Here is a 22,529-nt window from a genome sequence, read left to right on the forward strand (position 1 = left end):
ATCATTGGGCACATGGCGTGTTTCGCAGCGCGCCGGGACAGCCCCGGAGAAAGAAGGGATTTGCTATGATGGCACAAATTGCGGCAGGAGTTATTTTTGTATTGATGTTCTTACTGATTATTTCAGAGAAGATCGAACGGCATATTGTCACGTTGATTAGCGGCTGCGCTATGTTTCTGATTGTATTCGGGCTGTGCATGCACAGCACAGCAGCTATGATGAAGACACTCAATCTGGAAAACATCCTGCATTTGAGCTTTTGGTATGAACGCTATCCGGTTTCAGAGGAGTCGAGCGGCATCAACTGGGCGACGATTATTTTCATCGCAGGCATGATGATTATGGTAGAGGGCATGGCGCGTGTCGGATTTTTCCGCTGGCTGTGCATGACAATTGCAAAATTTGTGCGCTATCAGGTCATCCCGATCTTTATCACATTTATGATTATGTCGGCGGTGCTTGCGATGTTCATCGACAGCATCACAGTTATTCTGTTCCTCGCAGCAGTCACAGTGGAGCTGGCACAGCTGCTGCGATTTAATCCCGTGCCTATGATACTGGCCGAAATATTCTGTGCCAATCTGGGCGGTTCAGCAACGATGTGCGGCGACCCGCCGAACATCATCATCGGCACCTCACTCGGCTATTCCTTTGCCGATTTTATCACCAATACCGGCGCAATAGCGGCAATTTCACTCGTTGCTGTGGTAATTTACTTCTATTTTGCCTATCGAAAGGAGTTGCAGCCGACAGACCGTGCAGCCAATATCCCCACGACATATCCCAACCCAGCAGATGCGATTACAGACAGACGCGGATTTGTATTCAGTTGTCTGGTATTTGGGGGCACGGTTGTGCTGCTGATTACCCATGCGCAGACCGGTATGACGGTCGCGCTGATCGGTGTCATCAGTGCGGCGGCGACACTGCTCGCGGCAGGGCGGCATGCAGTGCTGCTGCTCAAAAAGGTGGATTATAAAACCCTGCTGTTCTTTATTGGTCTGTTTATGGTTGTCGGCGGTCTGGAGCAGACGGGTATTCTCGAAATCATTGCCTTTTATATCGGAGAGATCAGCGGCGGCAACCTGATGCTGATGACGGCAATTATCATCTGGGTATCTGCGGTGGCAAGTGCCTTCGTTGATAACATTCCGTTTGCCGCGACGATGATTCCGGTCATCAAGACGCTGGCGCTGACGACCGATGCGGAGCTCTCCGTGCTGGCGTGGGCGCTGTCGATGGGTACGGATGTCGGCGGAAGTGCGACGCCAATCGGTGCATCAGCCAATGTTGTCGGTACATCGGTCGCCGCACGAGAGGGACATCCGGTCAGCTGGGGTCAGTATTGCCGCCGGTCCGTTCCGGCAACCATTCTTGTTTTGGTCATTTCAACTGTTTTCATTTGGGTACGCTATTTATGAGAGAGGTAGAGTATGGAAAGCAAGCAACTGATTATTGCTGTCAGCCGTGAATTCGGAAGCGGCGGACACTGTATCGCTGAGGAGTTGGCGCGGCGGTTTGCGCTGCCGCTGTATGACCGCAACATCCTCGAGGAAATTGCAGACGAGAAGAATGTGGATTCCCGCAATCTGGAGAAGTATGACGAGCTGCCGAAGAACCACCTGTTTTCACGGACGGTGCGCGGCTTCAGCAACTCGCCGGAGGAACAGATTGCCAACATGCAGTTCGACTTCCTGCGCAAAAAGGCGGAGGAAGGGGCGTCATTTGTCATCGTCGGACGGTGCGCAGAGACCATTCTGAAGGGCAATCCCGGACTGATTACGATTTTTGTGCTCGGAGACATGGACGCCAAAATTAAGCGTATTGCGGGCCTTCATCTGATTTCGCGGGCAGAGGCCGAGCGCATGATCTGGCGGCATGACCGAAAGCGAAAGGCGTATCACAATCATTACTGTGAGATGAAGTGGGGCGACTCGCGCAATTACGACTTGTGCATCAACAGCAACAAACTGGGGATCGAGCGCACGACCGATACGCTCGAGCAGTACATACGCGAACGCATGAAATGACAGACAAAAAAGGCCCGGTTTTCGCTTCTTCAGCGGAAACCGGGTTTTCTCTGTCAACACTCAGTCGATATAAAATTCCTCAAAGTCGTCGAGGCGCAGGCAGCCGACACAGCCGCCGTCCTCCTTATGCGCTGCGCCGCAGTCAATGTAGATAATGCCGCCGTCGTCGAGAATTTTGCCCGCAGTGCCGCCCTTGAGACGGTAGGTCGGGCGATGGCCGACGATCACCGTGCGGTCGGGGAAATATTCCATGCCCGGCTCCGGGTGGGCCATCAGGAACGCGGAGGGTGGATAATCCTCCAGCGGCTGGTCGGGATCAAATTCCTCGATGCCGCTGTGAGTCAGCACGAACGAAACGCCGTCCGCCTCGGTCTCCTCATACAGCGTCATCTCGCCGATATAATCGAGGATGGCTTCGCGGCCTTCCTCGTCCAGATCGAGGAACTGCGCAAGTGTATGCTGTCCGCCGTCTGCTGCCCACTGGGCGAGGTCGCGGATGGAATAATCGTCGAAAAAGGACATCAGATTGTCCATATTCGCCTCGGGCGGGATGGTGCGTGCACAGCGGGCAAACATCCATTCGTGGTTGCCGAGAATCGGGAACACATTCGGGCGCTCCATCATATCGTGCAGCAAGCCGATCGGATCGGGGCCGAGATCGACGCAGTCGCCCAGTACAAACATGGTGTCGTTGTCAGAAAAACGGATTTTTTGCAGCAGGCTCTTCCAGTCCTCCAGGCAGCCGTGCAAGTCACTTGTAACGTAAATCATAACGGAACCCTCCGGTTGATACAATGGTTGGATGTAATCGCCAATAACAGGTAATTTTATTACTACTATTGTATGCGACATGCGGCAGAAAAACAAGAGCAAAACGCAAACCGATGGGAATTTGTTTGCCATGGCGGGGCATGGCAGAATGAGCGAAAACCGGTGTGCGGGATATTTATGGAAATTTCAGCGGTGGCGTTCCCTTTCCAACGCCGGCATGTTATAATAAAACTGTATCACCTTCCGCCTGCGGGCGGTATTTATGCAATAAAGGAATGAAATTTTATGATAGAAGTATTCAAACGCGGGCTGGAGTGTCCGGTCGATGAGGTAATGCTGTGCCCGAATGAGCCGATGAGCCGTCATACATCGTTTCGCATCGGCGGCCCGGCAGACCTGTTGGTTTCACCCAAAAGTGAGCGTGCGCTTTGCAGTGCTGTGAAGGCGGCGCGTGCGGCGGGGCTGCCGCTGACCGTGCTCGGTAACGGCTCCAATGTGCTCGTGCATGACGAGGGTATCCGCGGCGTTGTGCTGTGCATTGGCAGCGACTATGCGGCGCTTCAGGTGGAGGGGACACGCATCACGGCGCAGACCGGTGTACTGCTGTCCGTACTGTCCAATGAGGCACAGCGGGCAGGGCTCTCCGGCCTGGAATTTGCGGGAGGCATTCCCGGCTCACTCGGCGGTGCGCTGTTTATGAATGCGGGCGCGTATGACGGGCAGACGGCGGATGTTGTTGTTTCCTCGCGCTATTACGACGCACAGACCGGTAAAATTGGAACGCTCATCGGAACAGATCATGCGTTCGGCTACCGCGCGAGCACATATAAGAGCCATCCCGACTGGATCGCGCTGTCCGCAGAGATGCAGCTGGTAGAAGGCGACACGGCGGCAATCCGTGCGAAGATGGACGATTTCGCCGCGCGCCGCCGCGACAAGCAGCCGCTCAATTATCCGAGCGCAGGCAGCACATTCAAGCGTCCGGAGGGATATTTCGCGGGTAAACTGATTCAGGATGCCGGGCTGATGGGGTATACCGTCGGCGGCGCACAGGTTTCCGAAAAGCATGCGGGCTTTGTCATCAACCGCGGCGGCGCAACCTGCGCTGATGTGCTCGCACTGATGGAGCACGTGCAGGACGAGGTGCTGCGCCAGTTCGGCGTGCAGCTTGAGCCGGAGGTGCGCGTGCTGTAACACAGCAGTTTGTAATAAAAAGGGATGTCAGGGAGAAAGGTCGACAGATATGAAGTTCTTTATCATTTCCGGCATGTCCGGATCGGGAAAATCGAGAGCCATGGCGACGTTGGAGGATCTGGGGTATTACTGCGTGGATAACATGCCGGTCGCGCTCATCCCCGCGTTTGCGGAGATCTGCCTTGCCGCAACCGGCGGGCAATATGAACGCGTTGCGCTGGCCGTGGATGCACGCGCCGGAAAAGATATCCTGGGTCTGCTGTCCGCGTTTGATCGCGTCCGGGAAATGGGCTGTGATTACAAGCTGATTTTTCTGGATACTGCAAATCCGACGCTCATCAACCGCTACAAGGCAACGCGCCGCAAGCATCCGTTGATGGAAAACGGCGTCACGATGAGTGATGCGATTGAGCGCGAGCGCGAGCTGCTCACGCCGATCCGTGTGCGGGCGGACTATGTCGTGGATACCACGCGCTTTGAGGTCGCACAGCTGAGGGAGACCATCATTTCACTGGTCACCGGCTCGCGCCGCGGTCTGATGCGCATCAATGTTGTTTCCTTTGGCTTTAAATACGGCATTCCGGCGGATGCAGATCTCGTTTTTGATGTGCGCTTCCTGCCCAATCCGTACTATGAAATCAGCCTGCGCGAGAAAAACGGCACGGACCCGCAGGTGCGCAATTATGTGTTCTGTGACGGCACGGCGGACCGCTATCTCGATAAGCTGTTCAGCCTGCTCGATTTCCTCATTCCCCAGTATACGAAGGAAGGAAAGGCTGTGCTGACCATCGGCATCGGCTGCACGGGCGGGCGCCATCGCTCCGTCGCCATTGCGGAGGCGGTCACCCAGCATCTGCTGGAACAGAACATCATCGCAACAGCCACGCATCGAGACAGTCATAAGGGGTAAACCAACATATGGCAAGACCATTTTACCGCAAGGTATATCTGCGCGCGATGCGGACGGCGCGCAGGCTGGGACTGCGCAAACGGCAGAATCGCCAGTCCATTCAGTCCGCGCGCAGCCTGGGGCCGCGCATTGTCGTCATCGGCGGCGGCACCGGCCTGTCCACCATGCTGCGTGGACTCAAGACCTATACAGAAAACATCACGGCAATTGTCTCCGTTTCGGATGACGGCGGCGGCAGCGGCATGCTGCGCGAGGATCTCGGTATGCTCCCGCCGGGCGATATCCGCAACTGTATCACCGCACTCGCCAATACCGAGCCGACGATGATGGAACTGATGAACTATCGTTTTCCGGAGGGGGTCAACAAGGGACAGTCATTTGGAAATCTGTTCCTCGCCGCGCTCAACGGCATTTCCGGCTCGTTTGAGGAAGCCGTCACGCGCATGAACGAGGTTCTCGCGGTTACAGGCAAGGTGCTGCCGGTGACCAATGCAAACGTCAATCTCGTCGCGGATTTTGAAAATGGCGCGAGTGTCGTCGGAGAATCCAAAATTGCCGCGAAAAAAAAGCAGCAGAATTGCCGCATCAAAAAGGTGCGGCTGGAGCCGGAAAATGCCAGCGCCCTGCCGCATGCGCTCGACGCGATTTTGTCCGCCGACCTGATCCTGCTCGGCCCGGGCAGCCTGTATACCAGCATCATCCCGAATCTGCTGGTCGATGGCATTGTCGATGCGCTGAAAAGGGCAAAGGCGCCAAAGGTCTATGTGCTCAATATTATGACGCAGGATGGAGAGACCGAAGAATATACCGCGTTTGACCATCTGGACGCGCTGCTGCAGCATAGCGCAGAGGGCATGGTAGATGCGTGCATTTATAATACCGCACCCGTGCCGGACACGATTCAGGTGCGCTATAAAACAGAGGATGCCGAGCCGGTTGTCATGGATATGGAGCGGTTTCGCGCCGCAGGCGTGGAGATGTACGGCTATCCGCTTATCGCGAGCGGCAGCCGCTTTGCGCGGCATGACCCCGCACTGCTGGCACAGGCAGTTATCCATACGTTTGGACAGTGCTGCGGGGCGCGTGAGGGCGTATATGGAGCGTATGACCTGCTCGCACAGGAGACCGAGCCGGGAAAAATTTGAGGAGGGATTGCGGTGTCATTTTCTTCAGAGACCAAGGCGGAGCTGTGCCGCATCCCGGTCAGCCGCATGTGCTGCGCGGTGGCGGAGGCGTATGGCATTCTGCTGTATGCGCACACCTTTTCCCATACGGAAATCTGCATGGTGACCAGCTGTGAGCCGCTGGCACGCCGCATTCCGCCGCTGCTGGCACGCGCCTTCGGCGTGACGGTGAAGCTGCCGGAAGCGGGTTCTGGCGGACGCTATGCCATTAAAATAACAGAAGAAACGCAGCTGGGGCGCATTTTTTCCGCGCTTGGCTACGATCTGAAATATCACCTGTCCTATCATCTCAACCGCAATGTGATTGAGGAAGACTGCTGTCGGGCGTCGTTCCTGCGCGGGATTTTCCTCGCGGCGGGCACAGTCGCGAGCCCGGACAAAAAGACGCATCTCGAGCTGACGACGCCACACCATACACTGTGCCGCGAGGTCATGAGCCTGATGCTGGACATGGAGCTGTCGCCCAAGCTGGCCACGCGCAAGTCAGCCTCGCTGCTGTACTGGAAGGACACGGCGGGCGCAGAGGATTTTCTCACGCTGATCGGCGCGCCGCATGCGGCGCTGTGCATGATGGAGGCCAAGGTGGAAAAGCAGCTGCGCAACCAGATCAACCGACAGGTCAACTGTGAGGCTGCGAATGTCATCAAGGCATCCAATGCGGCGGCAGAGCAGATTGCCGTCATCCGGCGCGCACTGGATCAAAGCGGATGGGATATTTTCCCGGACGCGCTGCACGAAACCATTCGTCTGCGGCTGGATGATCCGACAGCAAGTCTGTCGGAGCTGGCGTCGCGCCTTGACCCGCCGATTTCCAAGCCGGGACTGAGCCACCGCATGCGCCGCATTGTGTCGATTGCGCGCGCAGCGGCGGAGGAGGAACAAACATGAGCTTTGTGCATCTGCACGTACATACCGAATTCAGCCTGCTCGATGGCGCCAATCGCATTTCCACCATGATGGAGCATGTGAAGGCAATCGGGCAGGATGCCATTGCCATTACAGACCACGGCGTCATGTATGGCGTCATTGACTTTTATCGTGCGGCGAAGGCGGCGGGCATCAAGCCGATCATCGGCTGTGAGGTCTATGTCGCGCGCCGCACGCGCCATGACAAGGTACATGGGATGGACAACAACCCGTATCACCTTGTGTTGCTGTGCAAAAATGAAGAGGGCTATAAAAATCTCATCCATATGGTCAGCCTGTCATTTTCTGAGGGCTTTTACAACCGACCGCGCGTCGATCTGGAGCTGCTGCGGCAGCATTCCGGAGGCCTGATTGCGCTGTCTGCCTGTCTGGCAGGCGCGGTGCCATCGCTGATTTTACAGCAGAATTACGCCGCAGCAAAGGAGATGGCGCTGGAATATCGCGATATTTTCGGAGAAGATAATTTCTATCTGGAAATTCAGGATCACGGTCTGCGTGAGCAGGTAGATGTCAACCGCGGCGTGCTGAAAATCGCGGAGGAGACCGGCATTCCGCTTGTCGTGACCAACGACGCGCACTACACACGGCGCGAGGACGCCAGAATACAGGACGTCCTGATGTGTATTCAGACGGGCAAGACGGTGGACGATATCGACCGCATGCGCTTTGAAACAGAGGAATTCTACCTCAAGAGCGAGGAGGAGATGGCGGCACTGTTCCCGGAGCACCCGGAGGCCATTGCCAACACGGCGAAGATTGCGGAGCGGTGTAATCTGGATTTCACGTTCGGAGAATATCATCTGCCGTCCTTTGATGTTCCGGCGGGGTATACTGCACAGGAATACCTGCACAAGCTGTGCATGGAAGGCTTCGACCGTCGCTATGACCCGAATGACAGCGAAAAGCGTGCACGTCTGGAATACGAGCTGGACATGATTGCGCGCATGGGCTTCGTCGATTACTTCCTGATTGTCTGGGATTTCATCCATTATGCCAAGACACACGGCATCCCGGTCGGGCCGGGGCGCGGCTCAGCAGCGGGCTCCATGGTCGCCTACTGTCTGGATATCACGACGCTCGATCCGATCCAGTATTCGCTGTACTTTGAACGCTTCCTCAATCCGGAGCGCGTCAGCATGCCGGATATCGACGTTGATTTCTGTTATGAGCGCCGGCAGGAGGTCATTGAATACGTCACGAATAAATATGGTGCCGACCATGTGGCGCAGATTGTCACTTTTGGTACAATGGCGGCGCGCAACGCCATCCGCGATGTCGGGCGTGCGCTGAACATCCCCTATGGCGATGTCGATGTTGTCGCCAAGCTCGTGCCGAACGAACTGCACATCACGCTGGACAAGGCGCTCGCCGCTTCCGACCAGCTGCGGCAGATGTATGAGAACGATGAGACCGTACACCGTCTGATTGACACGGCGCGCAGCCTGGAGGGCATGCCGCGCCATGCGTCCACACACGCGGCGGGCGTCGTCATCACCAACGAGCCGGTCGATCATTATGTTCCGCTCGCAGCAAATGACGGCAACATGGTCACGCAGTATATCATGACGACGCTGGAGGAGCTCGGCCTGCTCAAAATGGACTTCCTCGGCCTGCGCAACCTGACAGTGCTCTCTGACGCGGAGAAGATGGTGCAGCGCGCACACCCGGAATTTCATCTGAACGACATTTCGCTGAACGACGACGCCACGTATGCCATGCTCGCACAGGGTAAAACGTCCGGCGTGTTCCAGCTCGAAAGTGCGGGCATTACCAATGTCGTCACCGGCCTCAAGCCGCATTCGATTGAAGACATCACGGCCGTCGTCGCGCTGTACCGCCCGGGCCCGATGCAGTCGATTCCGCGCTATATTGCGTGCAAGCACGACCCTTCACAGGTCAAATACAAGCACCCGCTGCTGAAGGATATTCTGTCTGTCACCTATGGCTGTATGGTCTATCAGGAACAGGTCATGGAAGTATTCCGCGTGCTGGCGGGATATTCGCTCGGCAAGGCGGACATGGTGCGCCGTGCGATGTCCAAAAAGAAGATGAAGGAGCTGGCAAAGGAACGCACAAACTTCATTTACGGCAATGAGGAGCTTGGCATCGACGGCGCGATCAAACGCGGCGTCGATGAAAAAACGGCGGAATCCATTTTTGATGAAATCATGGATTTTGCAAATTATGCATTCAACAAAGCGCACGCTGTGTGCTATGCGGTCGTGTCCTATCAGACCGCTTATATGAAGTGCCATTATCCGCAGGAATATATGGCGGCGCTGCTGACCAGTGTACTCGATTCGTCCGCAAAGGTCTCGGAATACATCGGCGCATGCCGCGGCATGGGTCTGACTGTTCTGCCGCCGGATATCAATCAGTCGTGCGAGGGGTTCACGGTCGCGGACGGCAATATCCGGTTCGGTCTGGCGGCGGTGCGCAATGTCGGGCGCACCTTCCTGAAGGCACTCGAGCAGGAGCGCTCCGCGAACGGCGCCTTTGAATCGTTCGAGGATTTCTGTGAGCGTATGTATACCAACGACCTCAACCGCCGCGCGCTCGAGGGCCTGATCCAGTCGGGCGCATTTGATTCGATGGGCTATAAGCGCAGCCAGCTGCTGCGCGTCTATGACAGTGTGCTCACGGCGGTCACGAATGCGCGCCGCCGCAATGTTGAGGGACAGATGGATTTGTTCGGCATGGGCACGGAGGAGCAGAAGCGCGAGCGCATTGCGCTGCCCAATATTCCAGAGCTGTCCATGCGTGAGCTGCTCTCGATGGAGAAGGAGACAACCGGACTGTATCTGTCCGGCCACCCGATGGACGATTACCGCGAGCTGGTCGCACAGGCGGATTGCGCCACCATCCGGCACATTGAACAGGATCTGTCCGGTGAAGATAAAACCGTGCCGCCGGTATACCACGACGGCATGACCGTTATTCTGGCGGGTGTTATCACTGCAATCAAACGCAAGACCACCAAAAACAACACCATGATGGCGTATGTCACAGTGGAAGACCTGACCGGGTCGGCGGAGCTGGTGGTCTTTTCCTCCGTCTTGCAGCAGGCGGGCGACTGGTTGCAGGAAGACCGTGCCGTCTGGATTGCGGGGCGCATCGATGCGCGAGAGGATGAAGCGCCCAAGATCCTGCCGTCTGCGATTTATCCACTGGAAGAGCAGTATCTTGATTCCGTGCGGCAGTCTGCACAGGGAGGACGGCGCAGGCAGGATGATCGCAGAGATGCACCGCGCCCGGCGGCACAGGCGGCCGTGCCGGGCATGACTTGCCGGCACAAGCTGTATCTGCGCATGACCGATATGGACGATCCGCGGCTGGAGGAGGTGCGCCGCCTGCTCGCAGAGTATCGCGGCGATCTGCCGGTTGTGCTGTTCTGCTCGGCGAACCGGAAGCAGATGCTTGCACCGCGTTCCATGTGGGTCTATAATAATTTGAAGTTGATTCACAAATTAAGGTTTATTCTTGGGGAAGAAAATGTTATAATGAAATAGAAATGGGCAGAATCTACCATTTTACCCTGATTTGAAAAATAAGTGCAAAAAAAACGTAAACAACTGGAAAATAAAATGAAAAGTTCAATGGCTTCCGATCCCGGCTGTGCCAGAGGGCAGGCGGCGAAAGACATGATTTGGAGGGACCGAAATGGAAAAGCAGATTAAACGTATTGGCATCCTGACCAGCGGCGGCGACGCACCCGGAATGAACGCGGTTGTCCGCGCCGTTGTCCGCACCGCATCAGCGTATGGCATTTCCTGCCTCGGCATCCGCCGCGGCTACAGCGGCCTGATTAACGGCGATATCATCGAGCTGGGCGCACGAAGCGTTGACGGCATCATCGCAAAGGGCGGCACCATGCTGTATACCGCGCGCTGCCTTGAGATGCTTACCGATGACGGCCTGACTCAGGCTGCCAACAACGCACATTATATGGGTCTGGACGGCCTGGTTGTCTGTGGCGGCGACGGCAGCTTCCGCGGCGCACAGGCACTTTCCCGCAAGGGCGTTCCGGCCATCGGCGTTCCGGGCACCATCGACAACGACATCGTCTGCTCGGATTACACCATCGGCTTCGATTCCGCCTGCAACACGGCGATTCAGGCAATCGACAAGCTGCGCGATACCATGCAGTCGCACGAACGCTGCTCTGTCGTAGAGGTTATGGGACGCCGTGCCGGTCATCTGGCGCTGGATGTCGGCGTTGCCTGCGGCGCAACTGCAATCCTGCTGCCGGAGCGCGAGATTGACTTTGAAAAGTCCATTGTTGAGAAGATGCGTGCCAACCGTATCCGCGGCAGAAAGCACCACATCATCATTGTCGCAGAGGGCGTCGGCAATGCACAGGATGTTGCAGACCGCATTCATACCGCAACCGGTATCGATGCGCGCGTAACCATCCTCGGACATATCCAGCGCGGTGGCTCCCCGACGGTTCGTGACCGTGTTATGGCGACCCGTATGGGCTATCATGCCGTTAAGATCCTGATGGAAGGCGCTTCCAACCGTGTTGTCTGCGCACGCAACAACCAGATTACCGACTACGACATCGAGGAAGGCCTGGCAATGAGCAAGGATCTGAATCAGGAGCTGTACGAGGTATCCCAGACCGTTTCTATCTGATTGCGGTCATCCAACAGAACAGACAAAAGGGACGGAAGACAATTCCGTCCCTTTTTTGAGGTGAAGAGGAAAGATGAGCAAATCTGTTTTGATTACGGGCGCGGCGCGCGGCATTGGGCGTGCCTGTGCGCTCAAGTTTGCAAAAGAGGGCTGGAATGTCACGGCGTGCTATGCACGCGCGCAGCACGCGGCACAGTCGCTGGAGGAGGAAATCCGGCAGTTGGGCACACAATGCCGGTGTGTGCAGGCGGATGTCACAGACAGCGCCGCGGTGCATCGGCTGGTATTGCTGGCACAGGCGGAATTCGGCACGCCGGATGCGGTTGTCTGCAATGCCGGTATGGCACAGCAAAAGCTGTTTGCTGATATTACGGAGGATGACTGGGATACGATGTTCGATGTGAATGTCAAGGGCATGTATCGCGTCATCCGTGAGGTTCTGCCGCAGCTGCTCGACCGGCAGGCGGGCAGTATCGTCACGGTGTCCTCGATCTGGGGGCAGACCGGCGGCTCATGTGAGGTGCACTATTCCGCGTCCAAGGCGGCGGTTATCGGCATGACCAAAGCGCTCGCCAAAGAGCTGGGGCTGTCCGGTATCCGCGTCAACTGTGTTGCGCCGGGTGTCATAGACACCGATATGAACCGTATGCACGGGGAAGATGTGATGCAGGAGCTGGCAGAAGAAACTCCGCTCGGGCGCAATGGTACGCCGGAGGAGGTTGCAGATGTCATCTATTGGCTGGCGTCCGAGCAGTCGAAGTTTGTCACCGGACAGGTACTTGGCGTAAATGGCGGATTTTACATTTAAATCAAATCAATAAAAAGCGCCGGAGGAATGCACTTCCTCCGGCGGTCGGTCAGTTATCCGAGATCAGTCAGTTCAAACGGTGTGGACTGGTAGACATAATAGTTCAGCCAGTTGGTAAACAGCAGAGTCGAATGCGAGCGCCACGACAGCAGCGGTTCGCTGTGCGGGTCGTCGTGCTCGAAATAATTTTCCGGAACGCTCGGATTGAGCCCGCGCTGGACATCACGGAAATATTCGCGCGCAAGTGTGTCTTTGTCGTATTCGCTGTGGCCGGTGACAAACAGCTGTCTGCCGTTCTTTGCTGTTATAATGTATGGGCCGGCTTCATACGACTCCGCCAGCATGGTCAAATCGGGGTGACGGATGATGTCTTCGGAATAAATCGTGGTGTAACGCGAATGCGGCGCCTTGAATACATCGTCGAAGCCGCGCAGCAGACTTTCATGATGGCGCATGATGTGATGCTTGTAGACGCCGGACAGCTTTTTGTCCAACAGATGCTTCTGAATACCATAATGGTAGTACAGGCCGGCTTGTGCCCCCCAGCAGATATGGAGTGTCGAATGGACATGCGTCTTGGTCCATTCCATAATTTCGACCAGTTCCGGCCAGTAATCAACTTCTTCAAATTCCATCTTCTCAACCGGCGCACCGGTGATGATGAATCCGTCATAATACTGGTCGCGAATGTCATCAAAGGTCTGATAGAATTTCAGCAGATGATCCTCAGGGGTGTTTGTCGATTTATGTGTTGCTGTCTGGATCAGGTCAAATTCAATCTGGATCGGGGTATTGGACAGGCAGCGGAGAATCTGCGTCTCAGTGACAATCTTTGTGGGCATGAGATTGAGCATGGCAATCCGAAGCGGACGGATATGCTGTGTGGTTGCCCGGTGGTGCGTCATGACGAAGATATTTTCGCTTTCCAATACGGCACAGGCGGGCAAGCTGTTTTCTATGATGATTGGCATAGAAGAACCTCCTTTATAATCGCCGGTGTGTTTGCACCCCATTATAGCACATAGAGCGGCGGTGGTCAAAATAATTGAAGAAAACAAGAAAAAAAGGTTGACATATGTCGTCCGACATGATATCCTATATAAGCACTCAACATGAGCGACACGAAAAACCGAAGAATTTGTTGAGATTACTGGCCGGGAGGCAAAAAAAGTGCTTGACAAAGTGGTTTGAATGTGTTAAACTAAATGAGTTGCCGCTGAGAGATCGGCGAAACAATCGAATCAAGTTTGAAAAAAGAAATGAAAAAAGTTCTTGACAAACCTCTGGCGAGATGATATAATAATTAAGCTGCTACGCTGAAAGGCGAACAGCGAAAAGCATTGTACCTTGTAAATTAAACAACGCAAGTTTGAACGAATTACAAACCTGAAATTCTTTTGAAGTTTATACTCAGAAGACCACCGGAAGCTGTAACTTCGGTATAAAAAACAACAGCAAGCCAGCTTAAAGCTGAAATTTGATTATAACGGGCTTTGCTCGTGATAATACAATTTTTAGAGAGTTTGATCCTGGCTCAGGATGAACGCTGGCGGCGTGCCTAACACATGCAAGTCGAACGGAGCACTGAGACTTCGGTTTTTGTGCTTAGTGGCGGACGGGTGAGTAACGCGTGAGCAATCTGCCTTTCAGAGGGGGATAACGACTGGAAACGGTCGCTAATACCGCATAACGTATTTTGCAGGCATCTGCGAGATACCAAAGGAGCAATCCGCTGAAAGATGAGCTCGCGTCTGATTAGATAGTTGGTGAGGTAACGGCCCACCAAGTCGACGATCAGTAGCCGGACTGAGAGGTTGAACGGCCACATTGGGACTGAGACACGGCCCAGACTCCTACGGGAGGCAGCAGTGGGGAATATTGCGCAATGGGGGAAACCCTGACGCAGCAACGCCGCGTGATCGAAGAAGGTCTTCGGATTGTAAAGATCTTTTATCAGGGACGAAGAAAGTGACGGTACCTGATGAATAAGCTCCGGCTAACTACGTGCCAGCAGCCGCGGTAATACGTAGGGAGCGAGCGTTATCCGGATTTACTGGGTGTAAAGGGCGAGTAGGCGGGCTGGTAAGTTGGAAGTGAAATGTCGGGGCTTAACCCCGGAACTGCTTTCAAAACTGCTGGTCTTGAGTGATGGAGAGGCAGGCGGAATTCCTAGTGTAGCGGTGAAATGCGTAGATATTAGGAGGAACACCAGTGGCGAAGGCGGCCTGCTGGACATTAACTGACGCTGAGGAGCGAAAGCGTGGGGAGCAAACAGGATTAGATACCCTGGTAGTCCACGCCGTAAACGATGGATACTAGGTGTGGGAGGTATTGACCCCTTCCGTGCCGCAGTTAACACAATAAGTATCCCACCTGGGGAGTACGACCGCAAGGTTGAAACTCAAAGGAATTGACGGGGGCCCGCACAAGCAGTGGAGTATGTGGTTTAATTCGAAGCAACGCGAAGAACCTTACCTGGTCTTGACATCCCGGTGACCGGCATAGAGATATGCCTTTCCCTTCGGGGACAGCGGTGACAGGTGGTGCATGGTTGTCGTCAGCTCGTGTCGTGAGATGTTGGGTTAAGTCCCGCAACGAGCGCAACCCTTATTGTTAGTTGATACATTTAGTTGATCACTCTAGCGAGACTGCCGTTGACAAAACGGAGGAAGGTGGGGACGACGTCAAATCATCATGCCCCTTATGACCAGGGCTACACACGTACTACAATGGCAGACATACAGAGGGAAGCAAAGCTGTGAGGCAGAGCAAATCCCTAAAGCTGTCCCAGTTCAGATTGCAGGCTGCAACCCGCCTGCATGAAGTCGGAATTGCTAGTAATCGCGGATCAGCATGCCGCGGTGAATACGTTCCCGGGCCTTGTACACACCGCCCGTCACACCATGAGAGCCGGTAATGCCCGAAGTCCGTAGTCTAACCGCAAGGAGGACGCGGCCGAAGGCAGGACTGGTAATTAGGGTGAAGTCGTAACAAGGTAGCCGTATCGGAAGGTGCGGCTGGATCACCTCCTTTCTAAGGAGACCATGAAGCTTGAAACAGAGCTTTGTAAATTCCTAGGTCAATTCAGGAATGAGTCATTCAAACGAACGTTGTTTAATTTAGAGGGCATAATGCCCTTACAAAAGGAAATCAATTTCATATGGGGGTGTAGCTCAGCTGGGAGAGCACCTGCCTTGCAAGCAGGGGGTCAGGAGTTCGATTCTCCTCATCTCCACCACTTACTTTTCTTTTTATAGAAGAAGAAAGGTAAGCAAAAGAAGAACAATTCTTTTGCTGATATTGATTTCCTTTCATATGGGCTTATAGCTCAGGTGGTTAGAGCGCACGCCTGATAAGCGTGAGGTCGATGGTTCGAGTCCATTTAAGCCCACCACTAACATCCCAAAGGATGTTAAAAATCTGCACCTTGAAAACTGAACAGCGAGAAAACGACAAAGCAACAATAGGAAATTAAAATTGTTATTCTAGGAAATTGCGAAAAGCAAACTGAAATAAAAGGTTTTAACGATCCAATTGTGGCGAAAGTACGAAAGTACTACTACAAATTAGCTATAACAAAAGATAACCGAGATTACTCACAATCTTAAGTTACTAAAATAATTCCTGATCTGACCGGATCAGGTCTTACAGCTGGTCAAGCTGTAAAGGGCGCAAGGGGAATGCCTTGGCACCAGGAGCCGATGAAGGACGTGACAAGCTGCGATAAGCTTGGGGGAGCTGCAAATAAGCATTGATCCCAAGATTTCCGAATGGGGAAACCCGCATGAGAGAAGCTCATGCAGCTCATACTGAATCAAATAGGTATGAGTGGGGAACCGCCTGAACTGAAACATCTAAGTAGGGCGAGGAAGAGACATCAACAGAGATTCCGCTAGTAGTGGCGAGCGAACGCGGAAGAGGCCAAACCTGAGGTAGCAATATCTCAGGGGTTCGGACTGCAATATGTAGTGTGAAAGATAGCTGAACGCTTTGGGAAGAGCGGCGAAACAGGGTGACAGCCCCGTAAGCGACATCGGAAGCACGCTAGCAGTATCCAGAGTACCACAGGACACGAGGAACCCTGTGGAAGACGGGTGGACCATCATCCAAGCCTAAATACTACCTGGTGACCGATAGCGAAGCAGTACCGTGAGGGAAAGGTGAAAAGGACCCCGGGAGGGGAGTGAAAGAGAACCTGAAACCTTGTGCCTACAAGCACCGAGAGCACGTTCATGTGTGATCGGGTACTTTTTGTAGAACGGTCCGGCGAGTTAATGTATGTAGCAAGGTTAAGTGACTGGAGTCACGGAGCCGCAGCGAGAGCGAGTCTGAACAGGGCGAATTAGTTACATGTATTAGACCCGAAACCGGGTGACCTATCCATGAGCAGGCTGAAGTTGCGGTAAGACGCAATGGAGGGCCGCACCCACGTCCGTTGAAAAGGCCGGGGATGACTTGTGGATAGCGGAGAAATTCCAATCGAACTCGGATATAGCTGGTTCTCCCCAAATAGCTTTAGGGCTAGCGTTATGATAGATTACCGGAGGTAGAGCACTGAATGGGCTAGGGGCCGCGAGGTTACTGAACCCTATCAAACTTCGAATGCCGGATAATTGGTTCATGGCAGTCAGACCATGTGAGATAAGTCGCATGGTCAAAAGGGAAACAGCCCAGATCCGCAGCTAAGGTCCCAAATGAATACTAAGTGGAAAATGATGTGAAATTGCTAAGACAACCAGGATGTTGGCTTAGAAGCAGCCACTCATTCAAAGAGTGCGTAATAGCTCACTGGTCGAGTGATTTTGCGCAGAAAATTTAACGGGGCTAAGTATTCAACCGAGCTCGGGCAATGTTTGAAACATTGGGTAGGGGAGCGTCGTATGCGGGGTGAAGCGTGATCGGAAGGACACGTGGACTTCATACGAGTGAGAATGCCGGAATAAGTAGCGAGAATTATGTGAGAATCATAATGGCCGAAAATCTAAGGTTTCTTGGGGAAGGTTCGTCCGCCCAAGGTTAGTCGGGAGCTAAGGCGAGGCCTAACGGCGTAGTCGATGCACATACGGTTGATATTCCGTAACCACCGAAGATGTTAAGCTGAGGGACACTTTCATTAAGTCTGACCCGGGCGATGGTTGCCCCGGGCGTAAGGGACCGAAATATAGTAGGGAAGCAGACGGCGTGAGAGGCGAGAAAAGCTCAGTGTATTGTCCAGGTGCCCGTACCGCAAACCGACACAGGTAGATGGGATGAGTATTCTAAGGCCAACGGGAGAATGGTTGTTAAGGAACTCGGCAAATTGGCCCCGTAACTTCGGAATAAGGGGCGCCTCTGAGAAGAGGCCGCAGTGAAAAGGCCCAAGCGACTGTTTAGCAAAAACACAGCTCTCTGCTAAATCGAAAGATGACGTATAGGGGGTGACGCCTGCCCGGTGCTGGAAGGTTAAGAGGAGATGTTAGAGCAATCGAAGCATTGAATTTAAGCCCCAGTAAACGGCGGCCGTAACTATAACGGTCCTAAGGTAGCGAAATTCCTTGTCAGGTAAGTTCTGACCCGCACGAATGGCGTAACGATTTGGGCACTGTCTCAACAGCCAGCCCGGCGAAATTGTAGTACCGGTGAAGATGCCGGTTTCCCGCAACTAGACGGAAAGACCCCATGGAGCTTCACTGTAGCTTGATATTGGATTTCGATATTTCATGTACAGGATAGGTGGGAGGCTTGGAAGCAAGTGCGCCAGCATTTGTGGAGCCAACCTTGGGATACCACTCTTGGAATATTGGAATTCTAACCTGCGGCCATGAATCTGGTCGGGGGACACTGTCAGGTGGGCAGTTTGACTGGGGCGGTCGCCTCCTAAAGAGTAACGGAGGCGCTCAAAGGTTCGTTCAGCACGGATGGAAATCGTGCAGTGAGTGTAAACGCAAAAACGAGCCTGACTGCGAGACTGACGGGTCGAGCAGGAACGAAAGTTGGAGTTAGTGATCCGGCGGTATGTGAATGGAAATGCCGTCGCTCAACGGATAAAAGCTACCCTGGGGATAACAGGCTGATCTCCCCCAAGAGTCCACATCGACGGGGAGGTTTGGCACCTCGATGTCGGCTCATCGCATCCTGGGGCTGAATTCGGTCCCAAGGGTTTGGCTGTTCGCCAATTAAAGCGGTACGCGAGCTGGGTTCAGAACGTCGTGAGACAGTTCGGTCCCTATCTGTTGCGGGCGTAGGAAATTTGAACGGAGCTGTCCTTAGTACGAGAGGACCGGGATGGACATACCTCTGGTGCACCAGTTGTTCTGCCAAGGGCATAGCTGGGTAGCTAAGTATGGACGAGATAAACGCTGAAGGCATCTAAGCGTGAAACTCCCCGTAAGATAAGATTTCCCATTCTTCGGAAGTAAGACCCCACGTAGACGATGTGGTTGATAGGTCAGGAGTGGAAGTACAGTAATGTATGCAGCGGACTGATACTAATAGGTCGAGGGCTTGACCTGAATTATGATTTGGGTAAACTCGGAAAAAGCTTCTGTCACGAGTATTGCTGTTCAGTTTTGAGGGCGCAGATAATGCAAAACTCACGAGAAAAAGTTGACGAAATGCACCATTAGCTCAGATGGTAGAGCAACTGACTCTTAATCAGTGGGTCCTGGGTTCGAGTCCCCGATGGTGTACCACTTCTTTCTGGACACCGATAAATACGGTGTGTGGAAATGGCCCGTTGGTCAAGCGGCTAAGACGACGGCCTCTCACGCCGTAAACGGGAGTTCGATTCTCCCACGGGTCACCAATTTTTTCTTGACATAACGCAGAGAATGTGTTATAGTAACAAAGGTCTTTTCTGAAAAGAAAAGGTAGTAGGTGTTTTTTGTGATGAGGGTACACCCGTTCCCATTCCGAACACGGTAGTTAAGCTCATTTACGCCGACAATACTTGGCTGGCGACGGCCCGGGAAGATAGGTCGATGCCTACACAAAAGCGGTCTGAGAAAATCAGATCGCTTCGATATTCCTCAATAGCTCAGTTGGTAGAGCATGCGGCTGTTAACCGCAGGGTCGTTGGTTCGAGTCCAACTTGAGGAGCCATTAAGATTGTTCGCCGTCATATAATAGAGTTATGTGACGGCGAAAATCATATACAGACCATTTTGATTATGGGCCTTTAGCTCAGTTGGTTAGAGCAACCGGCTCATAACCGGTCGGTCCCGGGTTCGAGTCCCCGAAGGCCCACCACTTATTTTTCTTTTATTGCAAAAGGGAAAGTGAGCAAAAGGAAGCGGTTGGCTGCAAAACTCGGCTTGCTTATACAGGGGTATAGCTCAGCTGGTAGAGCAGCGGTCTCCAAAACCGCGTGCCGAGGGTTCGATCCCTTCTGCCCCTGCCATTTTGGCCCAGTAGTTCAGTTGGTTAGAACGCTAGCCTGTCACGCTAGAGGTCGACGGTTCGAGCCCGTTCTGGGTCGCCAATGCTGCTATAGCTCAGTCGGTAGAGCGCATCCTTGGTAAGGATGAGGTCAGCAGTTCAAATCTGCTTAGCAGCTCCATTTGAAGCCTGATTTCGTACGAAATCAGGCTCTTTTCGTAACTTTTGGAGCAATTTGAATTGGAAAAAAATGTTGATTTCAAACATTTTCAAACAAAGTAGGTTTGCAAGAATACTTGCAAGTTCATTTTGAACTTAATAACTGTGACATTTGAAGAAGCGGTTCAATAATTTCAGGAGAACTCTTTAGCAGCTGTATGAGCTGTTCCATGGATTCAGTCATGGGCGGCTCGTCAACTGCTTTTTCTTTTGCTTCAGTATGGAGAGGGGAGAAAAACTGGTCATTCATTTTCTTTGCCAGGCGCTTGCGGTCATCGTTCATGATATGTGAGTATACATCCGTGACCATATTCGCCTGTGCGTGCCCTGTATCGCCCTGTACAGCCTTGATATCGCCTCCGCTGATTTTCAGCTTCATACTCGTGCTGCTGTGGCGCAGAGAGTGAAATACGACAGGCTTCAGATTATGCTCTGTAATCAGTGCCTTGAACTTTTGGCAAATCTGATGCTCTTCAAAAGGTCTGCCGTTGGGCTGCGCGATTACGATATTGTAATCCTGATATTCAGGGCCAAGGTCAGACTTCATCATTTCCTGCAACATGAAAGAAAGGGCCGAACGAAATAAATATATATATTCAAGTTTGAAATTTTACAAAATTGGCGAATATAAGAAGTATAAAACGATAAAAAGTTGCATTATCGCTGTATCGAGGGCATAATCCTATATTCGCAGATAATGCCCAGCGACTACACTGATTCGATTGTGTCCCAAAGCCTGTGAGGCTTTCTTCATGGCAGTCCGGTCAAATTTTTCACCTTTCCGATCTCCGCGACAATAGTAAATTTCATGCCGTTCCAGGTGTTCCAGAGGACGTACATACTGTTTATAAATTTGTGTGGCATACTCTGCACGGTAACTGTGAACATCGGCAGCAGAGGGGATAGACGGAAACACCTTGTTTTTACCGGCATCACGGCATAGCTTGCAGACAAGCTCTATGTCGCCGATAACAGGCGCATAGCGTTCCCGGCCGCCTTTACTGCCGCTGGTGACATGGATGTAATAGGTACCGGATGGATCTTGATAAAGCGCAGTACCACGGAGCGCTTTTAACTCCCCACGGCGGAGGCCGGTGGAGAGGCAGAATGCAACGAAGTCAGCATGTTTCTGTTCGCTGAAATGCCGGTCACGGGAAACCTCGTTCCTGCTCCGTTTAATATCCTTCCGGCAGCGGCTGGCAGTATTTATGTCAAGTTCTCCGGTGCGATATCCGTACAGTTTTGCCAGAGCACTGACTTCCAGCTTTTGTGTATATGGAGATAATGATTTACGCGTTTTCATCCATTCCTGCATATACGGATGACATTCTTCTAGGGTTTTACATCCATGTGTTTTGCTGCACCATTTCACAAAATAGCAGCAGTGCTTTAAGTAACTGCGATAGGTCTCCCAACTGTAAATATATTTATAAGTGATGTCAGCAGCCTTATGTGCGTTCTTTTTTCGTCCGATAGCAAGACGATCGTTTAATGTCATCTCGACTTGTCTGACGAGGGAACCTTTTTTGTTTTGATTGCAATGACCCATGATTGATTCCTTTCTCCAAGAGGGCATAGTATGCCCATATGGTGTAGCTCGATATGATCGTTCTGAACTGGTTGTTCCGAACGATTTTTCAGTTAAAGCAAAGCACACACTCTTATTTTGGCTGCACAAACAGCCCGATTGTTATGCACCAATCGTCCGATTTCAGCAAATTCCTGACCGCTGCAACCTTTTTAGGGAGCTGTCTAAGGAATACTGAAAGTTGTGATATTACCGTCATATCCGTTTACCCGTACATTTTCTGGTAGAAAATGTCGTGTAACCGTTCTGACGGCAACTACTTTCCTGCTTCTGTTTTCGCTGTGGAGATATCACGTTTCCACTTGCCCTGCAGAGGTGTAGCATCTCACAGCCTGATTTCGGTAGAAACATACCGTTGAGACCGTTTTTCTTTTTATGCGCTGCACAATACACGATTCAGCGCATAAAAACAGGAGGTCTACCCTGCATAGTAGCCTCCTGTTGTCGAATTCGATTGTAATATGGATGAACTTAATATTGAAATTTTAATATATTTAGCAGTTCGGAAATGGACTATAATTTGATTATTTACCCCTAATTGAGGAGCAAAATGTTCGGATTAACTCTCTATATCGTTTTTTTCATGGATTAAGGTGCAGTTCTGCGCGATATAAGTCAACACGCCACTAAAGCCACCCTCAATATGCAGCTCTTTTCCAAGCTGGACAAGGCGGTCATGATCCTCCGGTGCCATGGTGATGCTGTAGGTTTTCGTATTGCGGTAATGCTTTTGATTCGCGGGAATACGTGTATAGTTGTTAAGACGTGGATCAAGGCGATTGATAGCCCAGGTAAGCGCATCATAGGCTTTTTGGTTTGCGTCTTTGCGTTCTTGGGCTGTGGACTTATGCATGGCAGACTTTGCACGGGCACGTAAGCGATATAATTCATTGATAGCGTTCATGGA

At 52.8% G+C, this 22,529-nt stretch carries 14 protein-coding genes, 9 tRNA genes and 3 rRNA genes; 21 read left to right on the forward strand and 5 right to left on the reverse strand.

Annotated features, from left to right (window positions below):
- The first annotated feature begins 65 nt into the window (after positions 1-65).
- The gene (locus tag ACLM7Z_RS06595; RefSeq protein ID WP_273349021.1) at positions 66-1,421 is read left to right on the forward strand and encodes an SLC13 family permease; all 1,356 of its coding nucleotides are present in this window, start codon (positions 66-68) and stop codon (positions 1,419-1,421) included.
- A gap of 12 nt (positions 1,422-1,433) precedes the next feature.
- Entirely contained in the window at positions 1,434-2,030 is a 597-nt protein-coding gene (locus ACLM7Z_RS06600; RefSeq protein WP_087018702.1) for an AAA family ATPase, read from the forward strand.
- Positions 2,031-2,090: 60 nt separating this feature from the next.
- Here ACLM7Z_RS06600 and ACLM7Z_RS06605 read toward each other — a convergent pair whose 3' ends face one another.
- The gene (locus ACLM7Z_RS06605) at positions 2,091-2,801 is read right to left on the reverse strand and encodes a metallophosphoesterase (RefSeq protein WP_165761080.1); all 711 of its coding nucleotides are present in this window, start codon (positions 2,799-2,801) and stop codon (positions 2,091-2,093) included.
- 285 nt (positions 2,802-3,086) lie between these two features.
- Here ACLM7Z_RS06605 and murB point away from each other — a divergent pair, with 285 nt between their 5' ends.
- The 7 genes from murB to ymfI all read left to right on the forward strand — a co-directional run bounded on the left by murB (position 3,087) and on the right by ymfI (position 12,459).
- Complete coding sequence (gene murB / locus ACLM7Z_RS06610) at positions 3,087-3,995, forward strand: UDP-N-acetylmuramate dehydrogenase (RefSeq protein ID WP_087018698.1); 909 nt, start codon at positions 3,087-3,089, stop codon at positions 3,993-3,995.
- A gap of 49 nt (positions 3,996-4,044) precedes the next feature.
- Positions 4,045-4,905, forward strand: a complete 861-nt coding sequence (rapZ, locus tag ACLM7Z_RS06615) for an RNase adapter RapZ (RefSeq protein WP_087018696.1) — start codon at positions 4,045-4,047, stop codon at positions 4,903-4,905.
- An 8-nt stretch (positions 4,906-4,913) separates the two neighbouring features.
- Entirely contained in the window at positions 4,914-6,050 is a 1,137-nt protein-coding gene (locus tag ACLM7Z_RS06620) for a gluconeogenesis factor YvcK family protein (RefSeq protein WP_242969812.1), read from the forward strand.
- 12 nt (positions 6,051-6,062) lie between these two features.
- Positions 6,063-6,977, forward strand: coding sequence for a DNA-binding protein WhiA (whiA, locus tag ACLM7Z_RS06625; RefSeq protein ID WP_087018694.1), 915 nt, complete (start codon positions 6,063-6,065; stop codon positions 6,975-6,977).
- A complete protein-coding gene (locus ACLM7Z_RS06630) occupies positions 6,974-10,525 on the forward strand; it encodes a DNA polymerase III subunit alpha (protein WP_435645726.1) in 3,552 nt (1,183 codons plus the stop codon). The genes whiA and ACLM7Z_RS06630 overlap by 4 nt, the downstream gene beginning before the upstream one ends.
- A gap of 151 nt (positions 10,526-10,676) precedes the next feature.
- Positions 10,677-11,651 carry a 6-phosphofructokinase gene (gene pfkA / locus ACLM7Z_RS06635; RefSeq protein ID WP_087018690.1) on the forward strand — a complete coding sequence of 325 codons (975 nt, stop codon included), beginning with the start codon at positions 10,677-10,679 and terminating at the stop codon, positions 11,649-11,651.
- Positions 11,652-11,724: 73 nt separating this feature from the next.
- Positions 11,725-12,459 (forward strand): elongation factor P 5-aminopentanone reductase, encoded by a 735-nt coding sequence (ymfI, locus tag ACLM7Z_RS06640; protein WP_087018688.1) that lies wholly within the window; start codon positions 11,725-11,727, stop codon positions 12,457-12,459.
- A 53-nt stretch (positions 12,460-12,512) separates the two neighbouring features.
- Here ymfI and metA read toward each other — a convergent pair whose 3' ends face one another.
- A complete protein-coding gene (gene metA, locus ACLM7Z_RS06645) occupies positions 12,513-13,430 on the reverse strand; it encodes a homoserine O-acetyltransferase MetA (protein WP_087018686.1) in 918 nt (305 codons plus the stop codon).
- 540 nt (positions 13,431-13,970) lie between these two features.
- Here metA and ACLM7Z_RS06650 point away from each other — a divergent pair.
- The 12 genes from ACLM7Z_RS06650 to ACLM7Z_RS06705 all read left to right on the forward strand — a co-directional run bounded on the left by ACLM7Z_RS06650 (position 13,971) and on the right by ACLM7Z_RS06705 (position 19,996).
- Positions 13,971-15,492 (forward strand): 16S ribosomal RNA (locus tag ACLM7Z_RS06650).
- A gap of 129 nt (positions 15,493-15,621) precedes the next feature.
- Positions 15,622-15,697: transfer RNA gene (locus ACLM7Z_RS06655), tRNA-Ala, on the forward strand.
- 79 nt (positions 15,698-15,776) lie between these two features.
- A tRNA-Ile gene (locus ACLM7Z_RS06660) sits at positions 15,777-15,853 on the forward strand.
- 259 nt (positions 15,854-16,112) lie between these two features.
- Positions 16,113-18,950: ribosomal RNA gene (locus ACLM7Z_RS06665) — 23S ribosomal RNA — on the forward strand.
- A gap of 104 nt (positions 18,951-19,054) precedes the next feature.
- Positions 19,055-19,130, forward strand: a tRNA-Lys gene (locus ACLM7Z_RS06670).
- Between the two features lie 38 nt (positions 19,131-19,168).
- Positions 19,169-19,243: transfer RNA gene (locus tag ACLM7Z_RS06675), tRNA-Glu, on the forward strand.
- A gap of 67 nt (positions 19,244-19,310) precedes the next feature.
- Positions 19,311-19,427: ribosomal RNA gene (gene rrf / locus ACLM7Z_RS06680) — 5S ribosomal RNA — on the forward strand.
- The 16S, 23S and 5S rRNA genes sit together here with 9 tRNA genes alongside, the layout of an rRNA operon.
- A gap of 36 nt (positions 19,428-19,463) precedes the next feature.
- Positions 19,464-19,539, forward strand: a tRNA-Asn gene (locus ACLM7Z_RS06685).
- 70 nt (positions 19,540-19,609) lie between these two features.
- A tRNA-Ile gene (locus ACLM7Z_RS06690) sits at positions 19,610-19,686 on the forward strand.
- Between the two features lie 75 nt (positions 19,687-19,761).
- Positions 19,762-19,837: transfer RNA gene (locus ACLM7Z_RS06695), tRNA-Trp, on the forward strand.
- 4 nt (positions 19,838-19,841) lie between these two features.
- Positions 19,842-19,918: transfer RNA gene (locus ACLM7Z_RS06700), tRNA-Asp, on the forward strand.
- 2 nt (positions 19,919-19,920) lie between these two features.
- Positions 19,921-19,996: transfer RNA gene (locus ACLM7Z_RS06705), tRNA-Thr, on the forward strand.
- Positions 19,997-20,119: 123 nt separating this feature from the next.
- Here ACLM7Z_RS06705 and ACLM7Z_RS06710 read toward each other — a convergent pair.
- The 3 genes from ACLM7Z_RS06710 to ACLM7Z_RS06720 all read right to left on the reverse strand — a co-directional run bounded on the left by ACLM7Z_RS06710 (position 20,120) and on the right by ACLM7Z_RS06720 (position 22,526).
- The gene (locus tag ACLM7Z_RS06710; RefSeq protein ID WP_087020898.1) at positions 20,120-20,596 is read right to left on the reverse strand and encodes a tyrosine-type recombinase/integrase; all 477 of its coding nucleotides are present in this window, start codon (positions 20,594-20,596) and stop codon (positions 20,120-20,122) included.
- A gap of 120 nt (positions 20,597-20,716) precedes the next feature.
- Positions 20,717-21,583, reverse strand: coding sequence for a hypothetical protein (locus ACLM7Z_RS06715; protein ID WP_435645727.1), 867 nt, complete (start codon positions 21,581-21,583; stop codon positions 20,717-20,719).
- Positions 21,584-22,181: 598 nt separating this feature from the next.
- Positions 22,182-22,526: a hypothetical protein gene (locus ACLM7Z_RS06720; protein WP_087020891.1), complete on the reverse strand. Its 345-nt coding sequence runs from the start codon at positions 22,524-22,526 to the stop codon at positions 22,182-22,184.
- Positions 22,527-22,529: the final 3 nt, after the last annotated feature.

This window comes from Butyricicoccus porcorum, assembly GCF_051246315.1.
GTDB classification, from domain to species: Bacteria; Bacillota; Clostridia; order Oscillospirales; family Butyricicoccaceae; genus Butyricicoccus_A; species Butyricicoccus_A porcorum.

Coding starts and splice junctions, on each gene's coding strand:
- ymfI (WP_087018688.1), top strand. CDS start 11,725: ATGAGCAAATCTGTTTTGATTACGGGCGCGGCGCGCGGCATTGGGCGT.
- pfkA (WP_087018690.1), top strand. CDS start 10,677: ATGGAAAAGCAGATTAAACGTATTGGCATCCTGACCAGCGGCGGCGAC.
- ACLM7Z_RS06600 (WP_087018702.1), top strand. CDS start 1,434: ATGGAAAGCAAGCAACTGATTATTGCTGTCAGCCGTGAATTCGGAAGC.
- ACLM7Z_RS06605 (WP_165761080.1), bottom strand. CDS start 2,801: ATGATTTACGTTACAAGTGACTTGCACGGCTGCCTGGAGGACTGGAAG.
- ACLM7Z_RS06620 (WP_242969812.1), top strand. CDS start 4,914: ATGGCAAGACCATTTTACCGCAAGGTATATCTGCGCGCGATGCGGACG.
- ACLM7Z_RS06595 (WP_273349021.1), top strand. CDS start 66: ATGATGGCACAAATTGCGGCAGGAGTTATTTTTGTATTGATGTTCTTA.
- metA (WP_087018686.1), bottom strand. CDS start 13,430: ATGCCAATCATCATAGAAAACAGCTTGCCCGCCTGTGCCGTATTGGAA.
- ACLM7Z_RS06720 (WP_087020891.1), bottom strand. CDS start 22,526: ATGAACGCTATCAATGAATTATATCGCTTACGTGCCCGTGCAAAGTCT.
- ACLM7Z_RS06630 (WP_435645726.1), top strand. CDS start 6,974: ATGAGCTTTGTGCATCTGCACGTACATACCGAATTCAGCCTGCTCGAT.
- ACLM7Z_RS06715 (WP_435645727.1), bottom strand. CDS start 21,583: ATGGGTCATTGCAATCAAAACAAAAAAGGTTCCCTCGTCAGACAAGTC.
- murB (WP_087018698.1), top strand. CDS start 3,087: ATGATAGAAGTATTCAAACGCGGGCTGGAGTGTCCGGTCGATGAGGTA.
- rapZ (WP_087018696.1), top strand. CDS start 4,045: ATGAAGTTCTTTATCATTTCCGGCATGTCCGGATCGGGAAAATCGAGA.
- ACLM7Z_RS06710 (WP_087020898.1), bottom strand. CDS start 20,596: ATGTTGCAGGAAATGATGAAGTCTGACCTTGGCCCTGAATATCAGGAT.